Consider the following 23,055-nt stretch of genomic DNA (forward strand, 5'->3'; position numbering starts at 1 on the left):
ACCAAGAGAACGGGGCGAGCCTCGATAGCGGTGTTATGGGAGGGCTGGTTTAGGTTACAGACCCTCCTTGAAGGCTATGAACTGGCACTGTCTCTTGAGCATCAACAGATGTGATCAAGAGACAGCCCCGGGGTGCCTCTTCTGTTTTCCGAGCCGGTCAGAGGCTCATGATCTTCTTGAACTCCTCCTCTGAATACTTCTTCTCCGTGCTCTTGGTGAGATCCGTCATCAGTTTGTAGCGCAACTCTTTGGCCATCTGGTAGGTCTGCTCCAGCTGGCCGTAGGAGTAGTCGGCGGCCAGCCCGAGCGCGGTGGCCTTGTCGTTGGTGTAGGTCTGCTTGAGGGCCTTGTCGAGCACGGCTACTTCTTTGTAGAGCTTGGCGCTCTCCTTGCTCCAGACGCCCCGCAGCAGCGGCAGATATTTGTCCGAGTTGGTGTTGGCCAGTGCTGTCAGGCTGCGGAACTGCCAGTAGGCGGAGTCATCGGAGTAGCTTTCGCTGCCGATGCGATAGGGCAGAGGGTAGGATTCCAGCGGGCTGTAGAGCGGCACCATCACGGATTCGGCCAGCACGCCGTAGCTCTGCCAGATGAGCCCCTGCAGCTCCTTGGGCATCTCCTTGCGCAGCTGGATCACGTGGGATTCGAGCTGACGATCGATGCGGATCGGTCGCTCCGCCTTGCCAGCGAGCGGCGTGCCCTCATAGGTGGCGCTCAGCACCCTGGCCACGTCCGGCACGGCGATAGGGGCATCCGGCTTCATGAACAGCGGATATTGCGCCTGCCGGGTGGCTTGCTGGTGGGAGGCGGTCAGCATTTTTTGGCCGAGCCACTCCCGATCCACGTTGTAGGGGTCGGCAATGACCCCGAATGCCTTGGCGAAGTTGAAGTCCTTGGGGTCGGCGTTATCAAGCAGCTTGTGCTCGCGCACGAACTCCAGCAGCCTGGGCGAGTGCAGCACATCGGCGCTGTCTAGATTGACGCCGTGGATGCGCAGGCCGTTGGCCACCATGGCGTAGCTGTCGTCCGGCACCCGTACCGCGATCCAGTGGTGGCCGGAGCCTATCTCCATCAGCCAGGCCTCGTTCACATCCGCCAGATAGAGGCTGTTGCCCTCACCGGCGCCATATTGCTCCACATAGCGGCCAAGCAGCGCGACGCCTTCTTTGGCGCTCCTGGCCTGTGGCAGGATCAGGGTGGGTATGATGGCTTCTATGATCCCTTTTTCGATCAGCGGATCCGCCTTCTGGGCCCTGTCGTTGACCTCGGCACTGGTGGTGGCCGAGAGGGCGACGTTGAACTCGTTGATGCCGCGCTCTTCATAATATTTGCCTGCCGGGTCGCTGGTGGTTGCATCCCAGTCACGAATGGCGGAGTAGGCGAGGAAGGCCTTGGGCATGGGCACTTCCAGCCCGTTGCCCAGTTTCCAGCTCTTGCCCTCGTTTTGCTGGGCGGGCCGGAAGGCCAGGTACTTGTTCCAGTTGTTGACGCCAAAATCCTCGTTTCTGGCGATCATCACGCTGCCATCCGCGCTGGCGCCCTTGCCGACGATGAGGCCGGTGCAGGCGTCGGCACTGGTGCCAAGCAGGGTGAGCAGGGTGGCGGAGAGGAGACTCAAGGTGTGTTTTTTCATGGCATTGCCCGAAGCGTAACTGTGAGTGAAAGTCAGGCGGTGGGATGGGATGCGCGCTGCCGCAGGCCGATGGCGGCATGGAAGTATGCCGGTGGATTGGTCTGCCGATCATTGATGTCGCAAACATTTCATCCATAACACTGCTTGCTGGTTCTATCGTGCGCCAAAATTGTAGGCTTATGTAGTTGTTTGTTTTGTGATCTGCGCGCTAATCCTTGGCTTTCTCTGGCAGAGGCGCTCGAGTGTAGAGAGATGTGCCGCAATATCATGACGGGGCGGCGCAGGAGTCATGATTCTGACGCCTGGCTTGCTGCGAGCAATGGGCGTGGCGCCAGCCTGAGTGCGGGATTTGGCCCCATCTGGAAAGTTGGCCTGTAACTTGCTGGTTTAATTGACAATGGTGGGGCCTGGCGCCCCATGTTATCGAATCAGCCAAAGCGTCATGCCGGATCGGCATACAGATTGGAGTCCCCATGGATATCAAACCCTACAGCCAGCAACTTGCCCAGAGTGCGTCCAACTCCCGCGCCCTCGCCACCCTCAGCGGTGCCGACAGTGGTCAGGGTGGTGGCTGGGAGGAGTTGGTCAACCTCTCCTCCCAGCGACTGACCAGCAAGGCGCAGCAGGCGCTTACCTATGAGCATCTGGCCAAGAACAGCAAGCTGCCGCCCGCGCTGGACATGAACTCGGACAAGGGTGGCATGATGCAGCAGCTGGTGGACAAGGCGCTTGGGTTTGATCGCAAGAAGTTCAACGAGATAGAGGAGAAGCTCAAGGCGATCGCCGACAACAGGCAGCTGACCCCCGAAGAGCGCGAGCAGCAGAGCAAGGCCTTGAACGAGCAGAAGGAGACCATGCTGCAAGATGCCATGGATCGCCTCACCGGCAAGAAGAGCGAGCCAAAGGAAGAGACCAAGACTACCTGAGTGATTGCCTGCACGACTCGAACGGCAATCTGTGGTCATCGGGGGCAAGGGGTTGCCTCGGGTAATGACGCGGCCTTTCCCATGTGGAAGGAATGATGACATCACAATGAGAAAGGGAGGGGTGATGTCCCTCCCTTCTTGACGGGCTCTTGGGGCTGCTGCCTTCCCGGCCCCGTTTCTGCTCCGGCGCTATGTCTTCTCAGGTGCTATTTCTTCTCGGGTACTATTTTTTCTCGGGCACTATGCCGATACCCACCGCCTGGGTCTGGACAGCCTTGATCTGATCCCCTTTGGCGATCAGGGCAAATTGCGCCGGGTTGTGCACCTTGACCACCAGGGTGTGATCCACCCCTTTGACCGTGACCGTCTGCTGCGCCTTGTCGACGTCGATGACGTCCCCATACAGTGTGACCTTGACCCCCACCCCGGCCCCCGGCTTCTGGCCAGCGGCGGCCTTGTCCGCATCCATCTCGACGACGCGCTGTCTGACGCCTGCCGTGCCCTTGAGCAGTTCCAGATCCAGCATCTGCAGGTATCTCAGTGCCACCGTATCGCCAACCTTGAGGTTTTGCAGGTTGGTGACCTGTTCACCGGCGACTATGTCGAACGCTTCACCGGCGTCATTTTTCAGGCTGACCTTGCGGCTCGCCATGTCGATGGCAGTCACCGTCGCCTGGGCAGTCACGGCTTCAACCAGACTGGCCTTGCCCGGAGCGGTCGCGACTTCGGTGACCACCTCGGCGGCTTGCACCAGGCAGGTCGATAGGGAGAGCAGACCGGCAATCCATGCATGCTTCAATTTCATGTTTCAGACCTTATGACGGGAAATGAGGATGAGAGGAGGTGGGCATGCAGGCCCGGATGGCACATGGCACCGCCTTCCTGACAGACCATAGCAGAGCCGCGCCTGACCAACCTGCTGGACTCGAACGCAATGCGTGTTTTGATAGCCGGCTCCCGTTTTTTGACCTGCCGGAGCCACGGGCGCACAATCCCCTTGCATGCATTCAACCGAGGGCTTTGCCGTGTACAACTTCCAATATGCCAATCCTACCCGGGTCTGTTTTGGTGACGGCCAGATAGCCAGGCTGCCCGACCTGATCCCGGCAGGTAGTCGCCTGCTGGTGCTCTACGGCGGTGGCAGCATCAAGAAAAACGGCGTCTATGACCAGCTGACCCAGGCGCTGGCAGGCCGGGAGTGGCTGGAGTTCCCCGGCATTGGCGCCAACCCCCAGTACGATCAGCTGATGGAGGCGGTGGATCTGGTCAAGCGCGAGCGCATCGACTTCCTGCTGGCGGTCGGCGGCGGATCCGTGGTGGATGGCACCAAGTTCGTGGCCGCGGCGGCCTGCTTCGAGGGGGCGGATCCCTGGGAGATACTGCTGCACAAGGCGCCCGTCAAGGCGGCCCTGCCGCTGGGCTGCGTGCTGACCCTGCCCGCCACCGGCTCGGAGAGCAATCCCGCCGCCGTGGTGAGTCGGGGGGAGGCCAAGCTCTCCTTCATGAATCCGCTGGTGCAACCTGTGTTTGCCGTGCTCGATCCCACCACCACCTACAGCCTGCCCACCCGCCAGATCGGTAATGGGGTGGTGGATGCCTTTGTCCACATCATAGAGCAGTACCTCACCTTCCCTGTGGGGGGCGAGGTGCAGGACAGGCTGGCGGAAGGCTTGCTGCAGGTGCTGGTGGATAACGGCCCCAAAGCCCTGGTGGATCCCACCCATTATCAGGTGCGCGCCAACCTGATGTGGGCCGCCAGCCTGGCGCTCAATGGTCTCATCGGCCGCGGCGTGCCCCAGGACTGGTCCACTCACGCCATCGGCCACCAGCTCACCGCGCTGCACGGGCTGGATCATGCCCAGAGCCTGGCGGTGGTGCTGCCCTCCCTGCTGCGTGAGCAGGCGGCCCAGAAGCAGGAGAAGCTGGCCCAGTTCGCCGAGCGGGTCTGGCATTCGAGCCGGGAGGACAAGGCGCTACGCATCGAGGAGGCGATCATCCGCACCGAGCAGTTCTTCCAGCAGATGGGGGTGGGCACCCGTCTCGCCGACTACGGGCTGAGTGAGAGCTGTATCCCAGGTATCTGCTCCAACCTCAAGCGTTTCGGCCTGACCGCGCTCGGGGAGCAGCAGGACATAGATCCAGACAAGGTCGCCAGGATCCTGTCACACGCTCTTTAAGTCTGGGGTTCCAGCTTCGGGTGAAGGAGAGAGCCGGGCAATATAGTCGCCAGGATCCTGTCACACGCTCTTTAAGTCTGGGGTGCCAGCTCCGGGCGAAGGAGAGAGCCGGGCAATATAGTAGCGAGGGTCCTTTCCCACGCGCTCTGAGCATTTGGCTGACGAGCTGAAAAGAAAACGCCCCGATTGTCGGGGCGTTTTGCATTCCGGGGTGAGGCGCTGAGGGCAGAGGATCAGGCGCCCAGATCCAGCTCACGCTCCAGTGTCGCGGCCTTCTGGCGGGCCGGATGGGTATTGAGGCGTTCCCAGTAGGTTTGCAGGTGCGGGAAGTGTGCCAGTTGGCCGCCCTGGGCCAGCAGATCCACCAGGAAGGAGTTCATGATGTCGGCGCCGGAGAGACGGTCCCCCACCAGATAGTGGCGAGTGCTCAAGACCGCATTTAGATAGCCCAGCACCTTGGCGCACTCCGCTTTGGCGTAGTCCGGCAGGAAGCGCATCGGGCTGCCATCCTTGCGCACGAACATGTCGAGCAGCAGCGGCAGTATGCCGGAGCTCTCGGCAAAGTGGATCCACTGCAGGTATTCGGGGTAGTCGGGGCTATCCTGAGCTGGCGCCAGCCGCTCGGGGGCGTGGCGGGCAATCAGGTACTCTGTGATGGCGCCGGATTCCGCCAGCACGCGTCCTTCCAGCTCGATGACAGGCGACTTGCCGAGGGGGTGGATGGCTTTCAGCTCGGGTGGCGCCAGAAAGGTGGTGGCGTCGCGCTGGTACGCCTTGATCTGGTAAGGCAAGCCCAGCTCTTCGAGCAGCCAGATAATGCGTTGGGAGCGGGATTTGTTCAGGTGGTGCAGGATTATCATTGGAACCTCGATTCGGTGGCAGGAGTCGATATACGCGTCGGCGAGGTGACTGGTTCACCGGCATGGAGAAATCAAGAGAGCGGGCAGTGCCCGCTCTCTTGTTGGCTGACTCAGGCCTCCAGCGCCTGATCCAGATCCGCCAATATGTCCTCGATCGCTTCTATCCCCACAGACAAGCGGATCATCTCCGGCTTGACCCCAGCCCTGACCTGTTCCTCCTCGCTCAGCTGGCGATGGGTGGTGGAGGCGGGGTGGCAGGCCAGCGACTTGGCGTCGCCGATATTGACCAGCCGCTTGAAGATCTTGAGCGCATCGTAGAAGCGCACCCCCGCCTCATAGCCCTCCTTCAAGCCGAACGAAAGGATGGCCGACGGCCGGCCCCCCATGTACTTCTCCGCCAGCAGATAGTGGGGGTGCCCCGGCAGACCGGCGTAGCTGACCCAGGCTACTTTCGGGTGATGCTTGAGGTGGTGGGCGACCTGAAGGGCGTTGTCCACGTGGCGCTCCATGCGCAGGCTCAGGGTTTCAAGCCCCTGCAGCAGCAGGAAGGCGTTCATGGGTGCCAGCGCCGCGCCGGTATTGCGCAGCGGCACTGTCCGTACCCGGCCGATAAAGGCGGCGGGGCCAAAGGCTTGTGTATAGACCACCCCGTGGTAGGAGGGTTCGGGCTGGGTGAGCTGGGGAAAGCGTTCGGCGTTATCCGCCCAGGGGAACTTGCCCGAGTCGATGATGACGCCGCCCAGCGAGTTGCCGTGACCGCCGACATATTTGGTCAGGCTGTGCACCACTATGTCGGCGCCGTGTTCTATGGGTTTGCACAGCACCGGCGTGGCGACCGTGTTGTCGACGATGAGCGGCACGCCACGGGCGTGGGCCACCTTGGCGAAGGCGGCCAGATCGACGATGTTGCCCGCCGGGTTGCCTATGCTCTCGCAGTAGACCGCCTTGGTCTTGTCGTCGATGAGGGCGGCGATGGCCTCGGCGCTGTCATCTTTGGCGAAGCGTACCTCGACCCCGAAGCTCGGCAGCATGTGGGCGAACAGTGTATAGGTGCCGCCATAGAGCTGGGGTGTGGAGACTATGTTGTCACCGGCGGCGGTCAGCGCCTGGATGGCGTAGGTGATGGCGGCGGAACCCGCGGAGACCACCAGCCCGGCAATACCCCCTTCCAGCGCGGCCATTCGCTGTTCCAGCACATCGTTGGTGGGATTCATGATGCGGGTATAGATGTTGCCCGGCACCGCCAGATTGAACAGATCCGCCCCGTGCTGGGCGCTGTCGAACTCGTAGGCCACCGTCTGGTAGATGGGCACGGCGACTGCCTTGGTAGTGGGATCGCTGGAAAAGCCGTGGTGCAGGGCCAGGGTCGCATCTTTCATCACACACTCCTTGTTGGATGTTGCTTGTCGCAGTGACAGCTGGGCAGTTATAGATGGATAGACGTCCAATCTATCAGGCTCAGCGGCGATGTAAACCACCCAATCCGGTAAAGCAATGACATCCGCTGGCGATGGGCCTCGCTCTTGAGCAACCTGGCTGCACTCAGAGGCGGCGACGATACTCCTTGTCATCGATCTGGTGCATGTCCCACTGCATCAGGCGGTTGAGCTGGCTCATGGGAGCCTCGATCAGGGTCAGCGGGCGAGGCAGGATCCGCTTGAAGTAGCGACGCAGGGTTTGCTGGATCCGGTTCGGTTTGGGGGCGCTTTGCTGGTTCATGATGATGCTCCTGTGCTGTGGCTCTCATGTTCATCAGCAGTATTGAGCTAAAATGCGGAAGTAAAAACTGATGACTTATAGCAACAGGATTTCCTCTTTTATGCCGACCAGTCGCCTTTATCAGCAGTTTCAACGACTCGCCCAGCAGCTTGGCTGCGATGAGCGGGAGGCAAGTCTCGCCGAAGTGGCGGACCTGCTCTGCTGCACCCCGCGCAACGCCCGCCTGCTGCTGCGGCGGATGCAGGATCAGGGCTGGCTCAGCTGGTCAGCCGAGGCGGGCAGGGGACGGCGCTCCCGGCTCACTCTGCTCGACAGTCAGGAGAGTCTGACCCGGCGCCGCCTGCGGGATCTGCTGAGTCAGGGCCAGCTCGCCCAGGCGGTGCGGCTGGCGGAAGGTCGGCTGGATCTGCTTACCCCGCTGCTGATCGAGCAGCTCGGCCAGGCCACCCGGGAGGGGCGCCAGATCCTGCGGGTGCCCTACTACCGGCCGCTGCCCCAGCTGCTGCCCACGGATCCGCTGCGTCGCTCCGAAATTCACCTGAGCCGGCAGATCTTCAACGGTCTCACCCGACGAAATGAGGAAAATGGGGAAATCGAAGGGGATCTTGCCCACCACTGGGAGTGTCTGGGGCCCTGTCACTGGCGCTTCTATCTGCGGCCGGTGGTGCGCTTTCACCACGGTCGCGAGCTGGTGGTGGAGGATGTGATGGAGAGTCTGCTGGCACTGCGGGATCGCCCCCTGTTCGCCCATCTGGTACGGCTGGAGAGCCCCTGGCCACGCACTCTGGATCTGTATCTCGACAGCCCGGATCCTCTGCTGCCCCATCTGCTGGCCGAACCGGTGGCGACCATATTGCCGCGGGAGCTCAAGGGGGAGGCGGGCTTTGCCCTGCAGCCGGTGGGCACGGGCCCCTACAAGGTGACCGCCAACGATCCCCTCCACCTTTGTCTGGAGGCGTTTGACGACTACTTTGGTCTGCGTGCCTTGCTTGACGAGATCGACATCTGGATGCTGCCGGAGCTGGCGGAGCGGCTGGAGACCCACCTGCAGCTGGGACGTGACAGCCCTGAACTCGGCACCATGCGCGGTGAGTCCGAGCTTGAATCCGGCTGCTACTTCCTGCTGCAGGACGACAGATCCGTCTCCTTGCAGGATCCCGCCCTGCGTCACTGGCTGGCCCAGCTGCTCAACCCCATCGCCCTGATGGCACGGGTCGCCCCCGAGTTGCAGCGGGGCTGGACCAGTGCGCTGGGTCTGTTGCCCCACTGGCGCGAGGCCCTGCCTGCGTCATTGCCAACGCCGGAGCAACTGCCGACGCGGCTGGTGCTAGCCTGTTTCAATCAGCATCTGGAGTTCAACGAGTGTGCCGGCGCCATGGCCAGCCTGCTGGCAGAACAGGGGATCCGGCTGGAGGTTCGCACCCTGGATTACGGCCGCTGGGTGAGCGGGGTGGATGAGGATGTGGATCTCTGGCTCGGCACCCTCAATCTGGAGCACGAGCATGCCTTCGCCCCCTACGCCTGGCTGCTGGGCACCCCGCTGCTGCACAAGGTGTGGGCCAGTCAGCATGCTTTGTGGCAGGGCCTGACCCGGTGGCGTGCCAGCGGTGAGGATCCGGGCCCGCGCGCTTTGCTGGCCCGGGTGCAGCAACAGGGCTGGTTTGTGCCCCTGTTCCACCACTGGCTGGAGCTGGAGAGCCGGGTCGGTGTGCACGGGGTGCGCATGACGGCCCTCGGCTGGTTTGATTTTCGCAGTGCCTGGCTTCGCCCCGAGTAAGGACGATGCTTATGTGGCGGGTTGAACCTGTCTCGCCTCACCTTGTACCTGCAAGGTGCTCTTCCGGCAGATCATCATCCTGTTTTAATTGCCGTTTTTACTATGGGTCGGCGGGTCGCAGTTCATTGGACATTCAATTCCAAAGTGCCATGCTGGTTCAGGTTATGGAAAGCAGAGCAAATGAGGAAAAAGATGAGCAACAATTCAGAACGTTCCCAAGGAAAATGCCCGGTCATGCACGGTGGTACTACCTCCGGCGAGCAAGCCAACATGGCGTGGTGGCCGAAGAGCCTCAACCTCGACATTCTCCATCAGCACGACACCAAGACCAATCCGCTGGGGCCCGGTTTCAATTACCGGGAAGAGCTCAAGAAGCTCGACATGGCCGCCCTCAAGCAGGATGTGACCGCCCTGATGACCGACAGCCAGGATTGGTGGCCGGCAGACTGGGGCCACTACGGCGGCCTGATGATCCGCATGGCCTGGCACTCGGCCGGTACCTACCGTATCGCCGATGGCCGTGGTGGTGGCAGTACCGGTAATCAGCGTTTTGCTCCGCTCAACTCCTGGCCTGACAACGCCAACCTGGACAAGGCCCGGCGTCTGCTGTGGCCCATCAAGAAAAAGTACGGCAACAAGATCAGCTGGGCCGATCTGATCATTCTGGCCGGCACCGTAGCTTATGAGTCCATGGGGCTCAAGACGTTCGGCTTCGCCTTCGGCCGCGAGGATATCTGGCACCCCGAGAAAGATATCTATTGGGGCGCGGAGAAGGAGTGGCTGGCACCGAGCAGCAAGCCTGGTGGCCGTTACTCTGGCGAGCGGGATCTGGACAACCCGCTGGCGGCAGTGATGATGGGGCTCATCTACGTCAACCCGGAAGGGGTCGACGGCAATCCTGATCCTCTGAAAACCGCCAAGGACATGCGGGTCACCTTTGCCCGCATGGCGATGGATGACGAAGAGACGGTCGCCCTGACGGCCGGGGGGCACACGGTAGGCAAATGTCACGGCAATGGGGATGCCCGGCTGCTCGGGCCCGAGCCGGAAGGTGCCGCTGTCGAGGATCAGGGGCTGGGCTGGCTCAACAAGACCCAGCGCGGTATTGGCCGCAATGCGGTGACCAGCGGCATTGAAGGGGCCTGGACCACCCACCCCACCCGTTGGGACAACGGCTACTTCTACCTGCTGTTCAACTACGAGTGGGAACTGAAAAAGAGCCCGGCCGGTGCCTGGCAGTGGGAGCCCGTCAATATACGGGAAGAGGACAAGCCGGTGGATGTGGAAGATCCTGCCATTCGCCGCAACCCCATCATGACAGACGCCGACATGGCGCTGAAGTTCGACCCCAAGTACCGCAAGATCGCCGAGCGTTTCCGCGCTGATCCGGCGGCCTTCTCCGATGCCTTCGCCCGCGCCTGGTTCAAGCTGACCCACAGGGATCTGGGGCCCAAAACCCGCTATGTGGGGCCTTATGTGCCGGCTGAAGATCTGATCTGGCAGGATCCTGTGCCTGCCGGGCGTACCGATTATGACGTGGCTGCGGTGAAGGCCAGGATTGCCGCCAGTGGCCTCTCCATCAGCGATATGGTCAGTACCGCCTGGGACAGCGCCCGTACCTTCCGGGGCTCGGATCTGCGTGGTGGCGCCAACGGTGCCCGTATCCGGCTTGCCCCGCAGAAGGAGTGGGAAGGCAATGAACCGGCCAGACTGGCACGGGTGCTCAAGGTGCTCGAGCCCATCGCCGCCGCCAGCCAGATCAGCTTGGCGGATGTGATAGTGCTGGCGGGTAACCTGGGTGTTGAGCTGGCGGCCAGGGCCGCCGGGGTCGAGGTGACAGTTCCCTTCAGCCCGGGTCGCGGTGATGCCAGTCAGGCCCAGACCGATGTGGCGTCGTTCGAGGTGCTTGAGCCGCTGGCCGACGGTTACCGCAACTGGTTGAAAAAGGATTATGCGGTCACTGCGGAGGAGCTGATGCTGGATCGCACCCAGCTGATGGGGCTGACGGCCCATGAGATGACGGTTCTGGTGGGCGGCATGCGGGTGCTCGGCACCAACCATGGCGGCACCCGGCATGGTGTCTTTACCGAGAGGGAAGGGGCCTTGACCAACGACTACTTCGTCAACCTCACCGACATGGCCAACACCTGGCACCCGTCGGGAGAGCGTCTGTATGAAGTGCGCGATCGCAAGAGCGGCAAGATGAAATGGACGGCGACCCGGATCGATCTGGTGTTCGGCTCCAACTCGGTACTGCGTGCCTACGCCGAGGTCTATGCCCAGGATGACAACAAGGAGAAGTTCGTTTGCGATTTCATCAGTGCCTGGAACAAGGTGATGAATGCGGACCGCTTTGATCTGATGAGTTAAGGCTGACCCGATGGCCCCGCACACCCGGGTGTGCGGGGTATTTTTTTGTCCTGAGCCAAGGCTTGCCTGGGGTTGCGACAGAGATTGGCCAGTACCGGAGAGCAGTGCAGCCCCCTGTCCTTTTGGACTGGATATCAGGTAACATCTTGATTCATTGATGATGGCTAGCTGCCAAGCCCCTGCTGACAAGGAGTCGCCCATGCTGGAAATGCAGATCCAACCCCGTTTTCAAGAGACAGATGCCCTCGGCCACATCAACAATACGGTGCCGGCGGTCTGGTTCGAGGCGGCGCGGGATCCCCTGTTTCGCATCTTCTCTCCCGAGCTGGATGTGCATAACTGGCACCTGATCATCGCGGGCTATACGGTACAGTTCAAACGCGAGCTGTTTTATGGTCAGCAGGTATCGATCAACACAGGGGTGCGCCGCATCGGCTCCAGCTCCTTCACGCTCTGGCAGGAAGCCTGGCAGGGCGGTGAGCTGGCCGTCACCGGCGAAACGACCCTGATCCATTTTGACTATCAGACCCGCCAATCCCTGCCCTTGAGTGACAAGCACAGGGAAGCGCTGCGGGCCTTGCTGATAGAGAGTTAACCTTGGCCTGTTGGCCTACCACAGGAAAACCATGCACAGGAACATAATGCGCAACACAGTGACTGCTCTGACACTGGGACTCTGTTCCCTACCTTCTCTGGCCGCTTCTCTTGCGGAGCAGTTCACCCTGATCGACCGGGGGGCCGAGAGCGCCCTCGACACCCGTCTGTTCAGTCATGACGGTGTGGAGATCAAGGCCTGGATCGATGGCACCCCCGTCATCATAGCGGTGCCCATCATGAACGAGCAGGGCAAGCTGCAAGGGGAGAGCCGTTACTACTTCAAGGGGGGCAAGCTGTTCGGGGTCAGAGAACCTGCCGCCCAGTTTGCCTTCGATGAGCAAGGCAAGCTGACCCACTGGCTTGACAACAAGGGACAGCCTGCCGAGTTCGTCAGCAAAATAAGCATGCAACAGCGTGAAGCCTGGCTCACCAAGCGATCTGCTGACCTGGCCAGGCTGTTTGCCATCAGCTCTGCGGAGCAGAAAGCCAGCAGTGGCAGCGTCAAGCTGAAAGGTGCCGAACTCACCCACTGGCTCTGCAACGGAAAGCTGATGGATCTGGCCAGGGGCGACAAGGTGACCTTCGAGCAGAAGACGCTCAAGGTGAGTGAATCGGGCATCGAAGGAGAGGTTTCCCTGCGCCAGGACAAGGGCTGGCAGGATCTGAACCTCAAGTGCGATGTGCAAGGCACCCAGGTGACCCGTCTCACCTGGCAGCCACTGCCCGGCGCCAACAAGCCGCAATAAGTAGAGTTGCAGTATGAAACAAGGGGGCCGTCAGGGCCCCCTTGTCGTTGTACTCTATTCCCCTGGACCTGGCAGCCGCTGCCGAGGGCCAACAAGCGACAATGAGTGCGGTTGCAGCATGAAGCAAGGGGGCCGTCAGGGCCCCCTTGTCGTTGTGGTTTATTCCCCTAAACCAGGCAGCCACTGCCGAGGGCCAACAAGCGACAATGAGTGCGGTTGCAGAATGAAGCAAGGGGGCCATCGCGGCCCCCTTGCTGTTTATGGCTGTTTTTCGAGCCGCAGTCGGGTCAGCGCCTCGACCCGCCGCCACTGCTCGGCGGGAAACCAGCGCGCCAGTATCTCCTGTTGCTGCTCGGCCCGATCAAGGGCGGGCAAAGGGGTGAACTCGGCCAGATAGCCTGCCAGCTGCTGCTCGAACCCTTGCTGACTCTGTTCCAGCTGATGCAGTCGATCCACGGCCTCTGGCCCCAGTTGCTCCAGCAGCACGGCTTCCCGCTCGGCAGGGGGTAATTGCGCCAGCGTCTGCAACTCGCCGAGCAGGCGGCTGTTGACCTCTGCTTCTCTGAACCATTGGGGCTGCTCCGTCAGCCAGAGTTCGAGTTCACCGGCCAGCATCTTCTTGTCGGCATCGCTCGCCTGGGCTAGCGCCTTGCGGCGCAGGGTCCACTGCTCCATCAGTCTGTCTTCGGCAAACAGCTGATCCTGCTCGGCCGGGGTGAAGCTCTGCTGGCGCAGTTGTTCACGCTGGTCAAACAGCTGCTGCAGGCTGGCGAGGTCCGGATCCGTCGGCACCGTCAGGCGGCCCTCCGCCGCCAGAAAAACCTGGTAGCGGGCCAGCAGTGGGTGCTCTGCGTCAGCCTCGCCCTGTTCCAGGTGTTGGGCCAGCTGATGACGCAGGGCTCCCTGTTCGGGGGCGGCATTCAGACTCGGCGGCGGGTCGGGCCATAACAGGGCGGCCCCCAGCAAGAAGGCTCCACCCAGAGGCAGGGCGAGAAGGAGGGATCGCTTCATAGCCCCAGACCCTGCAAGCGGTTGGCGTGCTGGCGGTAGAGGGTGACAGGATCGGTATCAAACAGGTGATGGATGCCAAACGACTGATTGACCTCGTCCAGATGGTTCATCCGGTAGCCGGTGCCGATCACCTTGCCGAGGTGGCTGCTGCATACCCCGACCAGGCCGTCATTGGGCTCGCTGAAAAAGGTGCTGGTGAGGGCCAGCGCAGGATCCACCGGATCCAGGACATTGGTCATGCTGCCGCGCCCGCTCCAGGAGAAGTAGTAGACGCCGTTGGCGGCGCGCAGCGGCCCTTCGCCACAATACTGGCTGGGCAGCCCCTCAGGGTAGCGCTGGTTGAAGCGCTGGGCTCCCGCACTGGTGAGCGCATCGAGGGAGGCGAGAGGATCCTGTGGCAGCTGGCTGCCGCCGGAGAGCAGCGAGATGACACCAGAGAGTGCCGAGGCGGCCGCGACCGCCAGTTTCTCGGCTATCGAGCCCGGGGCTACGTTGGCACGCACCAGGTCTGCTATCTCGGAGCCATAGTTGACGCCCCCCACGCTGGTGGCGGAGGCGACCAGTTCCGGGGCGACAGAAGCGACATAACGTATGGTCGGGCTGCCGTGAGAGTGACCTATGAGATTGACCTTGTCAGCACCCGTGATGGCGAGCACCTGCTGTACCTGCTTGAGCAACTGTTCACCGCGCAGTTCCGAGCTGTGGGTAGCGGAGATCTGCGCGACATAGACGCGGGCACCGTCCCGGGTCAGAGCCTGGGGGATACCGTAGAAGTAATCGACCCCGAGCAGCTTGTCGAAGCCGAACAATCCATGCACCAGCACCATGGGGTAACGTGTCTGGGTATAACCTGCCGCCTGACCCAGCATGGGCAGGGCGCACAGCAGCACCAATAGCCATCTTTTCATCGTCATCATCCTTGTGAAATAGGCTGTCCATCCGACAGCTACCGGCTTCATGCCAGTACCCGCCAGCATGGCCAACCCGGCCAGTTGCATCTGTGCAAGTGATCACTAAACAGACAGATTCAAAAAAGCCCTACCCATATGGGCAGGAGGGGAGAAGGCGTCAGGCCGGCGAAGATCAAGTATCCCTTGTATTCGGCCACTACATAAGTTAAATAATAATTATTATCATTTGAGTGGCTGGGATCATGACAGGAACCTGGGTGAAGGGATGGGTCGGGACAACCGACTCGGACAGCAGCATGGTGCATTGGAAGCAGCAGACCCTGAGTGGCAATCGCTATTTCGATGCCGGCGAGTACGCCAAGGCACTCTCCTACTATCAGCAGGCGCTGTGGCTGGCTCGCCAGCAGTTCTCTTTTTGGCACGATGCAGACGAGGCAGTGGCTGCCCTGGTGGTGGCTCACCACAATCTGGCGGATCTGTTGATCGCCATGACGCTGCCGGACCGCGCAGCCGATCTGCTGTGCCATATCCACGATTGCCTGCTTGCTACCAGCCAGTCCCCCGCCTGTCCGAGCCCACTGCGGGCCGCGGCTCTGCGCCATACCCGCAGCACCCATACCGAGCTGATCGCCTTCGTGCGCAAGCACGGCACTCAGGATGCTATTCAGCGTTGCCTCGGTCAGTGCCTGTGCCACGCCGAGCCCGCCCATCAACTGCATTAATCACAATAAAAAGAGGTGATCATGAGCCATACCCTGCCAGACCTTTCTTACGCCTACGATGCGCTGGAACCCCACATAGACGCGCTGACCATGGAGATCCACCACAGTCGTCACCACCAGACCTACATCACCAACCTCAACGTCGCACTGGAAGCTTTCCCCGAGCTGGCCGCCCTGCCGGTGGATGAGCTGCTTGCCCGCTTCGACAGCCTGCCGGTCAAGGTGCAGGGGGCGGTGCGCAATCATGGGGGTGGTCATGCCAACCACAGCCTGTTTTGGCAGGTGATGAGCCCGCAAGGCGGCGGTGAGCCAACTGGCGAGCTGGCGGAGGCGATCCAGCGGGATCTGGGAGGGCTGGATGCTTTCAAGCAGGCTTTCACCCAGGCGGCGTTGAGCCGCTTTGGCAGCGGCTGGGCCTGGCTGGTGGTCGACAAGGAGGGCAAATTGCAGGTGGAGAGCAGCGCCAATCAGGACAGTCCCCTGATGCAGGGCCATGCGCCCATATTGGGGCTGGACGTGTGGGAGCACGCCTATTACCTCAAGTACCAGAACAAGCGTCCCGACTATATAGCCGCGTTTTACAACGTGATCGACTGGGACGAGGTGGAACGTCGTTACCGGCAGGCGCTGGCCTGATCTGCTAGCGTCTTGTTCCATTCACAAAAAGAGACCCGCTATCCAGCGGGTCTTTTTTTGTCTGGTCAGGGCGTTGGATTGGCGCCTGCTGCGCTGGTTGCAGCCGATGCACTGGCCGATTTGGCTGAACTGGTTGCAGCTGAGGTACCGGTCGTTGCTGCTGCGCTCGTGGTCGATGCGGCACTGGTCGCCGCGGCCGAGCTGGCGGCATTGACGGCGGGAGCGGCCTTGTCGCGCGGCTGCTTGTCCTGCGTCACAAGGGGAATGGGCAGGCAGGGCTGGCTCATACCCAGGGTACTCAATGTCAGGCAGGGAACCGGGCCGCCGATGACGATGGGCTCACCGAGGAATTTGGGGCCCTTGTCCAGTACATAGAGGTCGAGCAGCCCCATCAGCCGGGCAAACACCTCGCGCACCCGGGTCTTGATACCCTGATAGGCGCTGGGATCCTTGGCGTTGAAGCCGACGGCCTCGATGCCGAAGTGGCGGGCGATAAAGATGGCTCGCTCGTTGTGAAAGGCCTGCGACACCACTGTGAAGTGGGCCTGACCAAACACCTCCTTGGCGCGCACTATGGAGTCCAGGGTACGAAAGCCGGCGTAGTCGCTGTAGATCACCTTGGCCGGAATACCGGCCTGGATCAGGGCACGCCGCATCTGGCGTGGCTCGTTGTACTGGACGGTAGCGTTGTCACCGGAGACCAGTATGTAGTCCACCTTGCCATTGTTGTAGAGCTCGGCGGCGGCCTTGATCCGGTATTTGAAGTAGTGATTCGAACTGCCGCCAATCAGGTACTTGGAGGTGCCGAGCACCAGTGCGACCCTGTTGTAGGGTACCGCGTCGACGTCGTCATAGGTGTAGTGGCGGGTGTCCGAGACGGTCCACTCGCTGTAGCCCAGCAGCATGGCGGCAGCTACCAGCAACAGGCAAAAGCAGGCGAGGAGGATCTTGGCAAACTTCTTCATGCGCGGTGCAGTTCGGGTCTGAAGTAGGAGGTGACAGAGGGTCATTCTATTACAAGTTGCCGCTGCGCGTCAGGCTTGATAACTGCCTATGGCGTCACTCGGGCAGAGGCTGTCGCATCTGGCTGTCTTCTAACCGCTTGATCCGTCACCTATATAAAGTACTCATATAAAAACAGAGGGCAGCCGTGGCTGCCCTCTGTCGCTAACGCCTCACCCTCAGTGGGAGGAGTCGTTGGCCTTGCACTCGTCAGACTCCTTGTTGGCCTCCCACCAGGGCAGCAGATCGCGGCTCAGCCAGCTCTGGTAGGCCTCGCTGTCGCTCGCGATCAGCTGATCCAGCTCGGCTTCGAAGGCGCTCATCGCCTGCTGCTGATCCGGGTTGCGCAGGGCCTGGGCCATGGCAAGCCAGCTGGCACCGCGGCCGGTCTCGTTCAGGAAGCGATGCACCGTATAGGACCAGGAGTAGACCATCTCGCCCCCCTTGTCGTAATCCAGGTGCAGTATGTCGGCCAGGCTCGGTCGTTCGGCCGCCGGGCGACCAGCCACATTATCCATGCCACGGGCGAAGCACTGACCGTGGGCGATGAACTCCGCCAGCCCTTCCGACCACCAGGTGGTGCGATTGAGCGGGTAGTGACCGAAGCTGCCGTACTGGTTGAAGCGGCCATCCAGATAGTGCACATACTCGTGGCGCAGGTTCCACACCTGGAAGGCGGGGCGCTTCCACTCAGCCTCATAGGCGAAGAAGCGGGCCTGGTTGCCGGGGCGAGCCGGATCTCCTTCGATGTAGATGCCGCCGTTGTCGGTAGAGACACCGCCAAACAGGGCGCCGCCGTAGCGTTTCCAGTCGGCGGAGGAGTTGAAGATCACCAGCTCCAGTGCCTCGTTGTTGTCATCCGCCACCGGCTGCCAGCCTGTTTCCATCTGCTGATGGAACTGCTGCTCCTCGGCGCCCAGCTCGCGGCAGATGCCGTCGGCCTGATCCTGGCTCAGTTCCTGGGCCCGCAGGCGCAGGGTCGGCGAGCAGGTGTGCTCGAACGGCAGCACATCCTCCAGCCGTATCGGGGTGCAGAGACCGGCAAACTCGCCGCTGATGCAGGCTTCGCTGGTGCGGTCCGTGTAGGTCAGATAGTAGGTGGAGAGGGTCAGTGACATGTCTTCCAGCAGATCCTGGCTCTGCTGGCCACCCGGGATCAGGCTGTGATGACGGATGAGGTCGATGACTGAACCATCCAGCAGCTTGCGATAGTTTTCGCTCTCGTCGGGACGGGTATAACGGGTGACCCGGTAGAGGCGGGTATAGGCATCCAACACATTGTTGAGCAGGAACAGATCCTTGCCATCCCGTCCTTGCCACAGCGACAGCTCGCTCATGCCGAGGGCGTGCAGCTGTTTGCGCAGCTCACCATCCTGCTGGCGGAAATCGGCGGCGAAGGCATCGCTGTAGTCACTGGCGAAGTCGAGGAAGTTGAGCAGATCGAACAGACCCGTTGCCCAGGCATGCTGACCATTGATCTCGCTGGCGTGGCGGGTGCTGTAAGCCAGCATCTGGTTGAACTGGCCGAGCAGGGTACCGAACCGGTTCTGCACCGCCGGGCTCTTGAACTGGCCATGCAGGGCGATACTCCAGGCACCTATGACGGCTCCTACCTCATCGCTGGCCTGCTCCGGATAGAGCAGCGGATGGGCACCGAGCGCAGTCAGGGCTTCAGCCAGTGCCTCGGCGGCGGCCGAGCCATCTTCCTTGTGCTTGCCGTAGTTGTGATAGTTGTGGGCGCGCACATATTCGAGCAACAGCTTCATGGCCGGATGGGCGGGCTGATTGGCCGCCAGCAGACTCTGCATGCCCCGTGACACGGCCAGCAGCTTGGTGTCATCGTGGCCATAGTTTTCCTGCCAGACGGGAGCGGGCTGGCCGCTGGCGTCCTGCACTATCCTGGCGGCGTCAGCATCCAGCAGATCCGTGCCCGGTTGCTCCGGCTCGGAGCAGGCGCGGCCATCGGCGCGACGGCAGTCGAGCTGCTCCTCCTTGCTGGCCAGCACTATGGGGCGATTGAGCACCCGGCTCTCTTGCCACTCGTCGGTTTCCGGCAGTGTCTGCCATTTGCTGCCACCGACCGGGTATTGATAGCCGGTGTCTTTCAGTACTACCTGCACCTCGCTGCCGGCGGGCAGGGTCTGGCGGCAAACCCGATAGCTGATGGTCTTGTCCCCTTCCTGGCGGGTCTGGGGTTCATCGCACTCCTGCTGGGCTTTGGTTTCATCCAGCTGCCAGCTGTACTTGCGCCATACGTGGATCTCGCTCACCTGGCTGGCGGCCTGACTGCCAGGCACGGGTTGCAGGCGGAAGAAGATCTGCTCGAGGCGGCCATCCCGCTCGTTGGGGGTTTCTTCCAGCACGCTCAGTTGCTGCCAGTTTTTCGGCTGATATTGCCAAACCTGCTCGGCGCAGCGGCCCTGGGCGTTGAGCTCGCAGCGATCCAGCTCCTGCTCGCTGTGACCCAGTATGATGCGTTCGGCCAACGGCATACGATCCTGGCGCGGTGCGGTCGGGGTGCCGGTCAATGGCTCCCAGCGGCCCTGCTCCAGGCCGTAGCCATAGTCATAGCTGCTGGCCGGGATGGCCTTGCCTGCCGGCACCACCTGCTCGCAGCTGAGGTAACGGATCTGCCAGCCCTGCTCAATCCTGAGCTGCGGTTCGCCGCAGGCTTGCTCCGCCAGAGCACTGAGGTCGCTATCGTTCCAGTCGAAGCGGCGATAGACGCGCAGTTGCTGATAGGGGGCATCGTCATTGCGGGCGCTGAGCTCGTAGGTGACTTCAGTGACGCGATCGCTCAGCTGGCGGCTCGATTCACCGTTCAGCCGATATGCTTGCCAGTCGGTGGGGGAGTAATTGGCCAGCGCCGAGGTGGCGAGCAGGCCCGGTGCTGCCAGAAGCAGCAACCTTGTACCCAGATTGTTCATTTTTATCCCTTTGGATGAGAGTCTGCATGGTTATCGCGGGCAATGTACTCAGTTCCAAAAGGGTATCAACTCACCAATCAGGCCATATAAATCATTTATTTAGCATCTATCAAAATAAATTGAGTCTCATAGGGGGCTGCAGTGATAGCAAGGACTCATCAGCCATCTGGGGGGGATCTAAGCCTCCACGCTGTGAATGTGATCCAGCTCTCGTTTGAGGTTTGCTGTGCCGTGGGCAGGTGTGCCTCATGTCCGAATGGTATGGAGGCTCTGTACTGGCGATCGCCAGGCGTTTATGTGGTCATGATGCTGTGACCCAGGAAAGGGTGAAAGGGAGGGGGAACAGATCGAGAGGACGCGGAGCAGAGGGGCAACCGAGACTGACAAGAGGGACGCGACACAAAGGTAACAGAGGTTGCTTTGCCTGTGGCCAAGGCAGGCTGCCGACAAACCAATCGGTATGCCGGCCCTGATCCTCAAGCAATCCTGAGCCAGGCTCAGGAGGAAACTAGAGGTAACTGACGGTCACTATGGCCATGCTATTGCTGCCTTCTGACAGCTTGTAATTCAGGGTGCCATTGATGGCGTTGAGGCTGCCAGTTTGTCGCAGGCTGGCCAAATCCAAGGTTTGGCGCTGTGCGCCGGAATAGCAGGTCACGCTGTTGTCAGAAAAGTCACAGGGTGATTCATAAATGGTGCCAGTCAGGGTCACAGTGCCATCGTAAGCCGATGCGGTAGCGGGCAACAGTGCAGCGCCAAGCAGCAAGGCGGTGGCGGCTGAGGAGGCGCAACGGATAATGCTTTTGCGGACAGAACCGGTGGAGGGGATGCAAGTGTTCATTTTATGTCCTTTTCGTCACATGTCGTTGTACGAAAAGGGCAACGCAATCAAAGAGAATGGCATTCAGATCATGACATTACTCTTCTCAGATGGCAGCTCCGCTGTCTTAGGTATCTACACCCTTAGACCGGTGGCTTTGCGTCCCGACCTTTCGATCGGTTTGCCCTTTACTCTATGTCCAGATGATAACACCCCACTTTGAGAAATCAATCGCTATAAAAAAAGATGGGATATAAGTCACACCTCACAAGTGCCGATTAGTATTGGTGGGGAAATATGCCTGTCCCATATTGATGATTTTTTATTTCCTTCCAATTAAATTAATAGTTATGACTTCCTGTAAAGAGTGAGCCAACAACTGCGGATGTTTTAAAGCCAGTGCTGTTTTGCATGGAAACTTTGAACATCACTCCTGCCGTGAGCAAGGTGTGACCTCTTGTGCATCACAGTCAGCGTCAGATACTCCTGATTGTCTGATTGTCTGATTGTCTGATTGTCTGATTGTCTGATTGTCTGATTGTCTGATTGTCTGATTGTCTGATTGTCTGATTGTCTGATTGTCTGATTGCCTGGGCGTGATCAGAAACATGGCCAGAAGAGTATATTTGTTGTGCCTCGATGTTGGTTTTTTGTTAATTTGGTTTGTGGTGTGATTGGGTTATTGGTTAATTTAAGATTGGCAATGTTCAATGCAGTGCTGGCAATGGTGTTTTGTTATTTTAATGTGTTCTGATTTGTCTGTAAGTGCTTGATTGTAAAGTGTTTAAAAAGAGATTTATAAAAATCAAAATGTATTTGATGTGCATCAAATACGTCGTTAATTTGTTTCCCAAGCAAAGGTTGAAAGCAGTATTTCTACACGGCTTACATGGATATGTATTCGTGCAGATATAAAAGGTAGCGGGAACTGCCTTTGATACGGTCTTCTACCTTGGCTTGATAAAATTGTACATACACAGAGCAACTGATGGTCTGGCTCATATCTTCACCGGCTTAATGAAGAAAAAGTCATGCAAGAGTAGCTTTGTGGCATATCGCCTCATTATTTAACACTGTGACTCCAGCATGGTTTAGGTGATGAGATAAAACACACGTTAATGTAGGTATAAAGAATGAACGCTAATAAAATTTTGGTTGCTATGGGTGTTGGTTCCATGCTGCTGTGCGGCTCTGCTGTTGCTGCCGGCGGTGCTGGTTCAGGTAAAGTCACCTTTAACGGTGAAATTATCAATGCACCTTGCTCTGTTGCTCCTGAGTCTGTTGACCAGGTTGTTGAAATGGGTCAGATCAGTACCAAAGAGCTGGTCAAAGGTGGTGAGTCCAACTCCAAGCCGTTCAGCATCAAGCTGCTGAACTGTGAAATCACCCCTGATGAAGATGCTGTTAAAGTGACCTTCAGCGGCGCCAAAGATCCTGTCGATTCCAGCCTGCTGGTTATCGGTGGCGGCCAGGCAGCTGGTGCTGGTATCAAGATGACAGCTCCGGGCGGCGCCCCGATCGTACTGGGTACCCCGACTTCCGCCTTTGGCTTGGTGAACGGTGATAACGAGCTGCCCTTCAGCGCCGTGCTGAAAGGCTATGCCGACCAGACTGCCAACCCGCTGACTGCTGGTGCTTTCACTGCAGTGACCAACTTTACTCTCTCCTACGAGTAATAGTCTGCCTTAACGTGTGATACGGGTTGTGGTGGTGCAAACCACCACAACTTCACACATGGTTTCCCCCACATCGTGCCTTTACCATGAAAACTCCAATGATTGTGCCAGTCGTGTTGCAGGTTGTGATGATGGCAATGCCTGCGTATGCAAATGAAGTAACGGATGGGTTGGCCGAGTCAGGCTGCACTTTGGATGAACAAAGAAAAACTCCCCAGCAACAAGCCAACCACAGAGTACTGAAAGTCAGTGGTTGTCAGATAGAAGGGCGAGCTGATACCTCACTGCCTTTTATATCCATGTCTGTTCATGGTGTCATGAATGATGAACTGGGTATTGTCAGTGATGGGAAGTATCACAAGGTATCTGGGGAGTACTTTATTGTCTCCGATATTGTCAACCGTGATATGGAACTTGATTTGAGGGTGAATAATGGTGTGCTGTTCTATCCGAGCAATACAGCCCTATTTGAACTCAATTATATGTAAGCAACCCGATTGCTTAGTGTAGATACCTCATTATGTGAGACCGTTATGTTACCCCTAGAG

20 protein-coding genes and 1 riboswitch are annotated in these 23,055 nt (G+C 59.7%); of the genes, 10 read left to right on the forward strand and 10 right to left on the reverse strand.

The annotated features are described in order from the left end of the window. Positions 1–157: 157 nt before the first annotated feature. Positions 158–1,630 carry a C69 family dipeptidase gene (locus tag GWQ29_RS11900; protein ID WP_275919501.1) on the reverse strand — a complete coding sequence of 491 codons (1,473 nt, stop codon included), beginning with the start codon at positions 1,628–1,630 and terminating at the stop codon, positions 158–160. 473 nt (positions 1,631–2,103) lie between these two features. Between GWQ29_RS11900 and GWQ29_RS11905 the strand changes: the two genes are divergently transcribed. Continuing rightward, the gene (locus tag GWQ29_RS11905) at positions 2,104–2,556 is read left to right on the forward strand and encodes a hypothetical protein (protein ID WP_087757073.1); all 453 of its coding nucleotides are present in this window, start codon (positions 2,104–2,106) and stop codon (positions 2,554–2,556) included. Positions 2,557–2,779: 223 nt separating this feature from the next. Here the strand turns inward: GWQ29_RS11905 and GWQ29_RS11910 are convergent, their stop codons facing one another. Next, a complete protein-coding gene (locus GWQ29_RS11910) occupies positions 2,780–3,361 on the reverse strand; it encodes a hypothetical protein (protein WP_111589188.1) in 582 nt (193 codons plus the stop codon). Between the two features lie 196 nt (positions 3,362–3,557). On the opposite strand from GWQ29_RS11910, the gene GWQ29_RS11915 reads away from it, so the two are divergent. Next, entirely contained in the window at positions 3,558–4,733 is a 1,176-nt protein-coding gene (locus GWQ29_RS11915) for an iron-containing alcohol dehydrogenase (RefSeq protein ID WP_275919502.1), read from the forward strand. A gap of 233 nt (positions 4,734–4,966) precedes the next feature. On the opposite strand, the gene GWQ29_RS11920 is transcribed toward GWQ29_RS11915, so the two are convergent. From GWQ29_RS11920 to GWQ29_RS11930, 3 genes are all read right to left on the reverse strand, one after another. Beyond that, the gene (locus GWQ29_RS11920) at positions 4,967–5,593 is read right to left on the reverse strand and encodes a glutathione S-transferase family protein (RefSeq protein ID WP_275919503.1); all 627 of its coding nucleotides are present in this window, start codon (positions 5,591–5,593) and stop codon (positions 4,967–4,969) included. Between the two features lie 110 nt (positions 5,594–5,703). Next, complete coding sequence (locus GWQ29_RS11925; RefSeq protein ID WP_275919504.1) at positions 5,704–6,972, reverse strand: aminotransferase class I/II-fold pyridoxal phosphate-dependent enzyme; 1,269 nt, start codon at positions 6,970–6,972, stop codon at positions 5,704–5,706. Positions 6,973–7,135: 163 nt separating this feature from the next. Next, positions 7,136–7,312 carry a hypothetical protein gene (locus tag GWQ29_RS11930; protein WP_275919505.1) on the reverse strand — a complete coding sequence of 59 codons (177 nt, stop codon included), beginning with the start codon at positions 7,310–7,312 and terminating at the stop codon, positions 7,136–7,138. Positions 7,313–7,412: 100 nt separating this feature from the next. On the opposite strand from GWQ29_RS11930, the gene sgrR reads away from it, so the two are divergent. The 4 genes from sgrR (at position 7,413) to GWQ29_RS11950 (ending at position 12,802) form a co-directional block, all read left to right on the forward strand. After that, entirely contained in the window at positions 7,413–9,089 is a 1,677-nt protein-coding gene (sgrR, locus tag GWQ29_RS11935; RefSeq protein WP_275919506.1) for an HTH-type transcriptional regulator SgrR, read from the forward strand. A 192-nt stretch (positions 9,090–9,281) separates the two neighbouring features. Further along, positions 9,282–11,459, forward strand: a complete 2,178-nt coding sequence (katG, locus tag GWQ29_RS11940; protein WP_275919507.1) for a catalase/peroxidase HPI — start codon at positions 9,282–9,284, stop codon at positions 11,457–11,459. A gap of 199 nt (positions 11,460–11,658) precedes the next feature. Next, positions 11,659–12,054: a thioesterase family protein gene (locus GWQ29_RS11945; protein ID WP_275919508.1), complete on the forward strand. Its 396-nt coding sequence runs from the start codon at positions 11,659–11,661 to the stop codon at positions 12,052–12,054. A 46-nt stretch (positions 12,055–12,100) separates the two neighbouring features. Beyond that, positions 12,101–12,802: a hypothetical protein gene (locus GWQ29_RS11950; RefSeq protein WP_099994443.1), complete on the forward strand. Its 702-nt coding sequence runs from the start codon at positions 12,101–12,103 to the stop codon at positions 12,800–12,802. A 258-nt stretch (positions 12,803–13,060) separates the two neighbouring features. Here GWQ29_RS11950 and GWQ29_RS11955 read toward each other — a convergent pair whose 3' ends face one another. Together GWQ29_RS11955 and GWQ29_RS11960 are read right to left on the reverse strand one after the other, a co-directional pair. After that, positions 13,061–13,813, reverse strand: a complete 753-nt coding sequence (locus tag GWQ29_RS11955) for a lipase secretion chaperone (RefSeq protein WP_275919509.1) — start codon at positions 13,811–13,813, stop codon at positions 13,061–13,063. Beyond that, entirely contained in the window at positions 13,810–14,721 is a 912-nt protein-coding gene (locus GWQ29_RS11960; RefSeq protein ID WP_234579005.1) for a triacylglycerol lipase, read from the reverse strand. Before GWQ29_RS11960 ends, GWQ29_RS11955 begins: the two co-directional genes overlap by 4 nt. Before the next feature lie 299 nt (positions 14,722–15,020). Between GWQ29_RS11960 and GWQ29_RS11965 the strand changes: the two genes are divergently transcribed. Together GWQ29_RS11965 and GWQ29_RS11970 are read left to right on the forward strand one after the other, a co-directional pair. Continuing rightward, positions 15,021–15,446 carry a hypothetical protein gene (locus GWQ29_RS11965; RefSeq protein ID WP_034523673.1) on the forward strand — a complete coding sequence of 142 codons (426 nt, stop codon included), beginning with the start codon at positions 15,021–15,023 and terminating at the stop codon, positions 15,444–15,446. 21 nt (positions 15,447–15,467) lie between these two features. Beyond that, the gene (locus GWQ29_RS11970) at positions 15,468–16,082 is read left to right on the forward strand and encodes a superoxide dismutase (protein ID WP_113720721.1); all 615 of its coding nucleotides are present in this window, start codon (positions 15,468–15,470) and stop codon (positions 16,080–16,082) included. A gap of 65 nt (positions 16,083–16,147) precedes the next feature. Here the strand turns inward: GWQ29_RS11970 and GWQ29_RS11975 are convergent, their stop codons facing one another. The 3 genes from GWQ29_RS11975 to GWQ29_RS11985 all read right to left on the reverse strand — a co-directional run bounded on the left by GWQ29_RS11975 (position 16,148) and on the right by GWQ29_RS11985 (position 20,852). Continuing rightward, positions 16,148–17,092, reverse strand: coding sequence for an ElyC/SanA/YdcF family protein (locus tag GWQ29_RS11975; RefSeq protein ID WP_275919510.1), 945 nt, complete (start codon positions 17,090–17,092; stop codon positions 16,148–16,150). Positions 17,093–17,263: 171 nt separating this feature from the next. Continuing rightward, the gene (locus GWQ29_RS11980; protein ID WP_275919511.1) at positions 17,264–20,011 is read right to left on the reverse strand and encodes a collagenase; all 2,748 of its coding nucleotides are present in this window, start codon (positions 20,009–20,011) and stop codon (positions 17,264–17,266) included. Between the two features lie 508 nt (positions 20,012–20,519). Next, entirely contained in the window at positions 20,520–20,852 is a 333-nt protein-coding gene (locus tag GWQ29_RS11985) for a hypothetical protein (protein ID WP_005316030.1), read from the reverse strand. 88 nt (positions 20,853–20,940) lie between these two features. Next, positions 20,941–21,027: riboswitch (cyclic di-GMP riboswitch) on the reverse strand. A gap of 937 nt (positions 21,028–21,964) precedes the next feature. Between GWQ29_RS11985 and GWQ29_RS11990 the strand changes: the two genes are divergently transcribed. Both GWQ29_RS11990 and GWQ29_RS11995 read left to right on the forward strand, forming a co-directional pair. Beyond that, a complete protein-coding gene (locus tag GWQ29_RS11990) occupies positions 21,965–22,507 on the forward strand; it encodes a fimbrial protein (protein ID WP_034523670.1) in 543 nt (180 codons plus the stop codon). Between the two features lie 98 nt (positions 22,508–22,605). After that, on the forward strand, positions 22,606–22,995 hold the full coding sequence (locus GWQ29_RS11995; protein ID WP_059111596.1) for a hypothetical protein: 390 nt from the start codon (positions 22,606–22,608) through the stop codon (positions 22,993–22,995). Positions 22,996–23,055 lie beyond the last annotated feature (60 nt).

It is taken from the genome of Aeromonas sp. 2HA2, assembly GCF_029237345.1.
GTDB classification, from domain to species: domain Bacteria; phylum Pseudomonadota; class Gammaproteobacteria; order Enterobacterales; family Aeromonadaceae; genus Aeromonas; species Aeromonas salmonicida.

Excerpts from the sequence above, each read along its gene's own strand:
- GWQ29_RS11900 (WP_275919501.1), bottom strand. The coding sequence starts at position 1,630 with ATGAAAAAACACACCTTGAGTCTCCTCTCCGCCACCCTGCTCACCCTG.
- GWQ29_RS11905 (WP_087757073.1), top strand. The coding sequence starts at position 2,104 with ATGGATATCAAACCCTACAGCCAGCAACTTGCCCAGAGTGCGTCCAAC.
- GWQ29_RS11910 (WP_111589188.1), bottom strand. The coding sequence starts at position 3,361 with ATGAAATTGAAGCATGCATGGATTGCCGGTCTGCTCTCCCTATCGACC.
- GWQ29_RS11915 (WP_275919502.1), top strand. The coding sequence starts at position 3,558 with ATGCATTCAACCGAGGGCTTTGCCGTGTACAACTTCCAATATGCCAAT.
- GWQ29_RS11920 (WP_275919503.1), bottom strand. The coding sequence starts at position 5,593 with ATGATAATCCTGCACCACCTGAACAAATCCCGCTCCCAACGCATTATC.
- GWQ29_RS11925 (WP_275919504.1), bottom strand. The coding sequence starts at position 6,972 with ATGAAAGATGCGACCCTGGCCCTGCACCACGGCTTTTCCAGCGATCCC.
- GWQ29_RS11930 (WP_275919505.1), bottom strand. The coding sequence starts at position 7,312 with ATGAACCAGCAAAGCGCCCCCAAACCGAACCGGATCCAGCAAACCCTG.
- sgrR (WP_275919506.1), top strand. The coding sequence starts at position 7,413 with ATGCCGACCAGTCGCCTTTATCAGCAGTTTCAACGACTCGCCCAGCAG.
- katG (WP_275919507.1), top strand. The coding sequence starts at position 9,282 with ATGAGCAACAATTCAGAACGTTCCCAAGGAAAATGCCCGGTCATGCAC.
- GWQ29_RS11945 (WP_275919508.1), top strand. The coding sequence starts at position 11,659 with ATGCTGGAAATGCAGATCCAACCCCGTTTTCAAGAGACAGATGCCCTC.
- GWQ29_RS11950 (WP_099994443.1), top strand. The coding sequence starts at position 12,101 with ATGCGCAACACAGTGACTGCTCTGACACTGGGACTCTGTTCCCTACCT.
- GWQ29_RS11955 (WP_275919509.1), bottom strand. The coding sequence starts at position 13,813 with ATGAAGCGATCCCTCCTTCTCGCCCTGCCTCTGGGTGGAGCCTTCTTG.
- GWQ29_RS11960 (WP_234579005.1), bottom strand. The coding sequence starts at position 14,721 with ATGAAAAGATGGCTATTGGTGCTGCTGTGCGCCCTGCCCATGCTGGGT.
- GWQ29_RS11965 (WP_034523673.1), top strand. The coding sequence starts at position 15,021 with ATGGTGCATTGGAAGCAGCAGACCCTGAGTGGCAATCGCTATTTCGAT.
- GWQ29_RS11970 (WP_113720721.1), top strand. The coding sequence starts at position 15,468 with ATGAGCCATACCCTGCCAGACCTTTCTTACGCCTACGATGCGCTGGAA.
- GWQ29_RS11975 (WP_275919510.1), bottom strand. The coding sequence starts at position 17,092 with ATGACCCTCTGTCACCTCCTACTTCAGACCCGAACTGCACCGCGCATG.
- GWQ29_RS11980 (WP_275919511.1), bottom strand. The coding sequence starts at position 20,011 with ATGAACAATCTGGGTACAAGGTTGCTGCTTCTGGCAGCACCGGGCCTG.
- GWQ29_RS11985 (WP_005316030.1), bottom strand. The coding sequence starts at position 20,852 with ATGAACACTTGCATCCCCTCCACCGGTTCTGTCCGCAAAAGCATTATC.
- GWQ29_RS11990 (WP_034523670.1), top strand. The coding sequence starts at position 21,965 with ATGAACGCTAATAAAATTTTGGTTGCTATGGGTGTTGGTTCCATGCTG.
- GWQ29_RS11995 (WP_059111596.1), top strand. The coding sequence starts at position 22,606 with ATGATTGTGCCAGTCGTGTTGCAGGTTGTGATGATGGCAATGCCTGCG.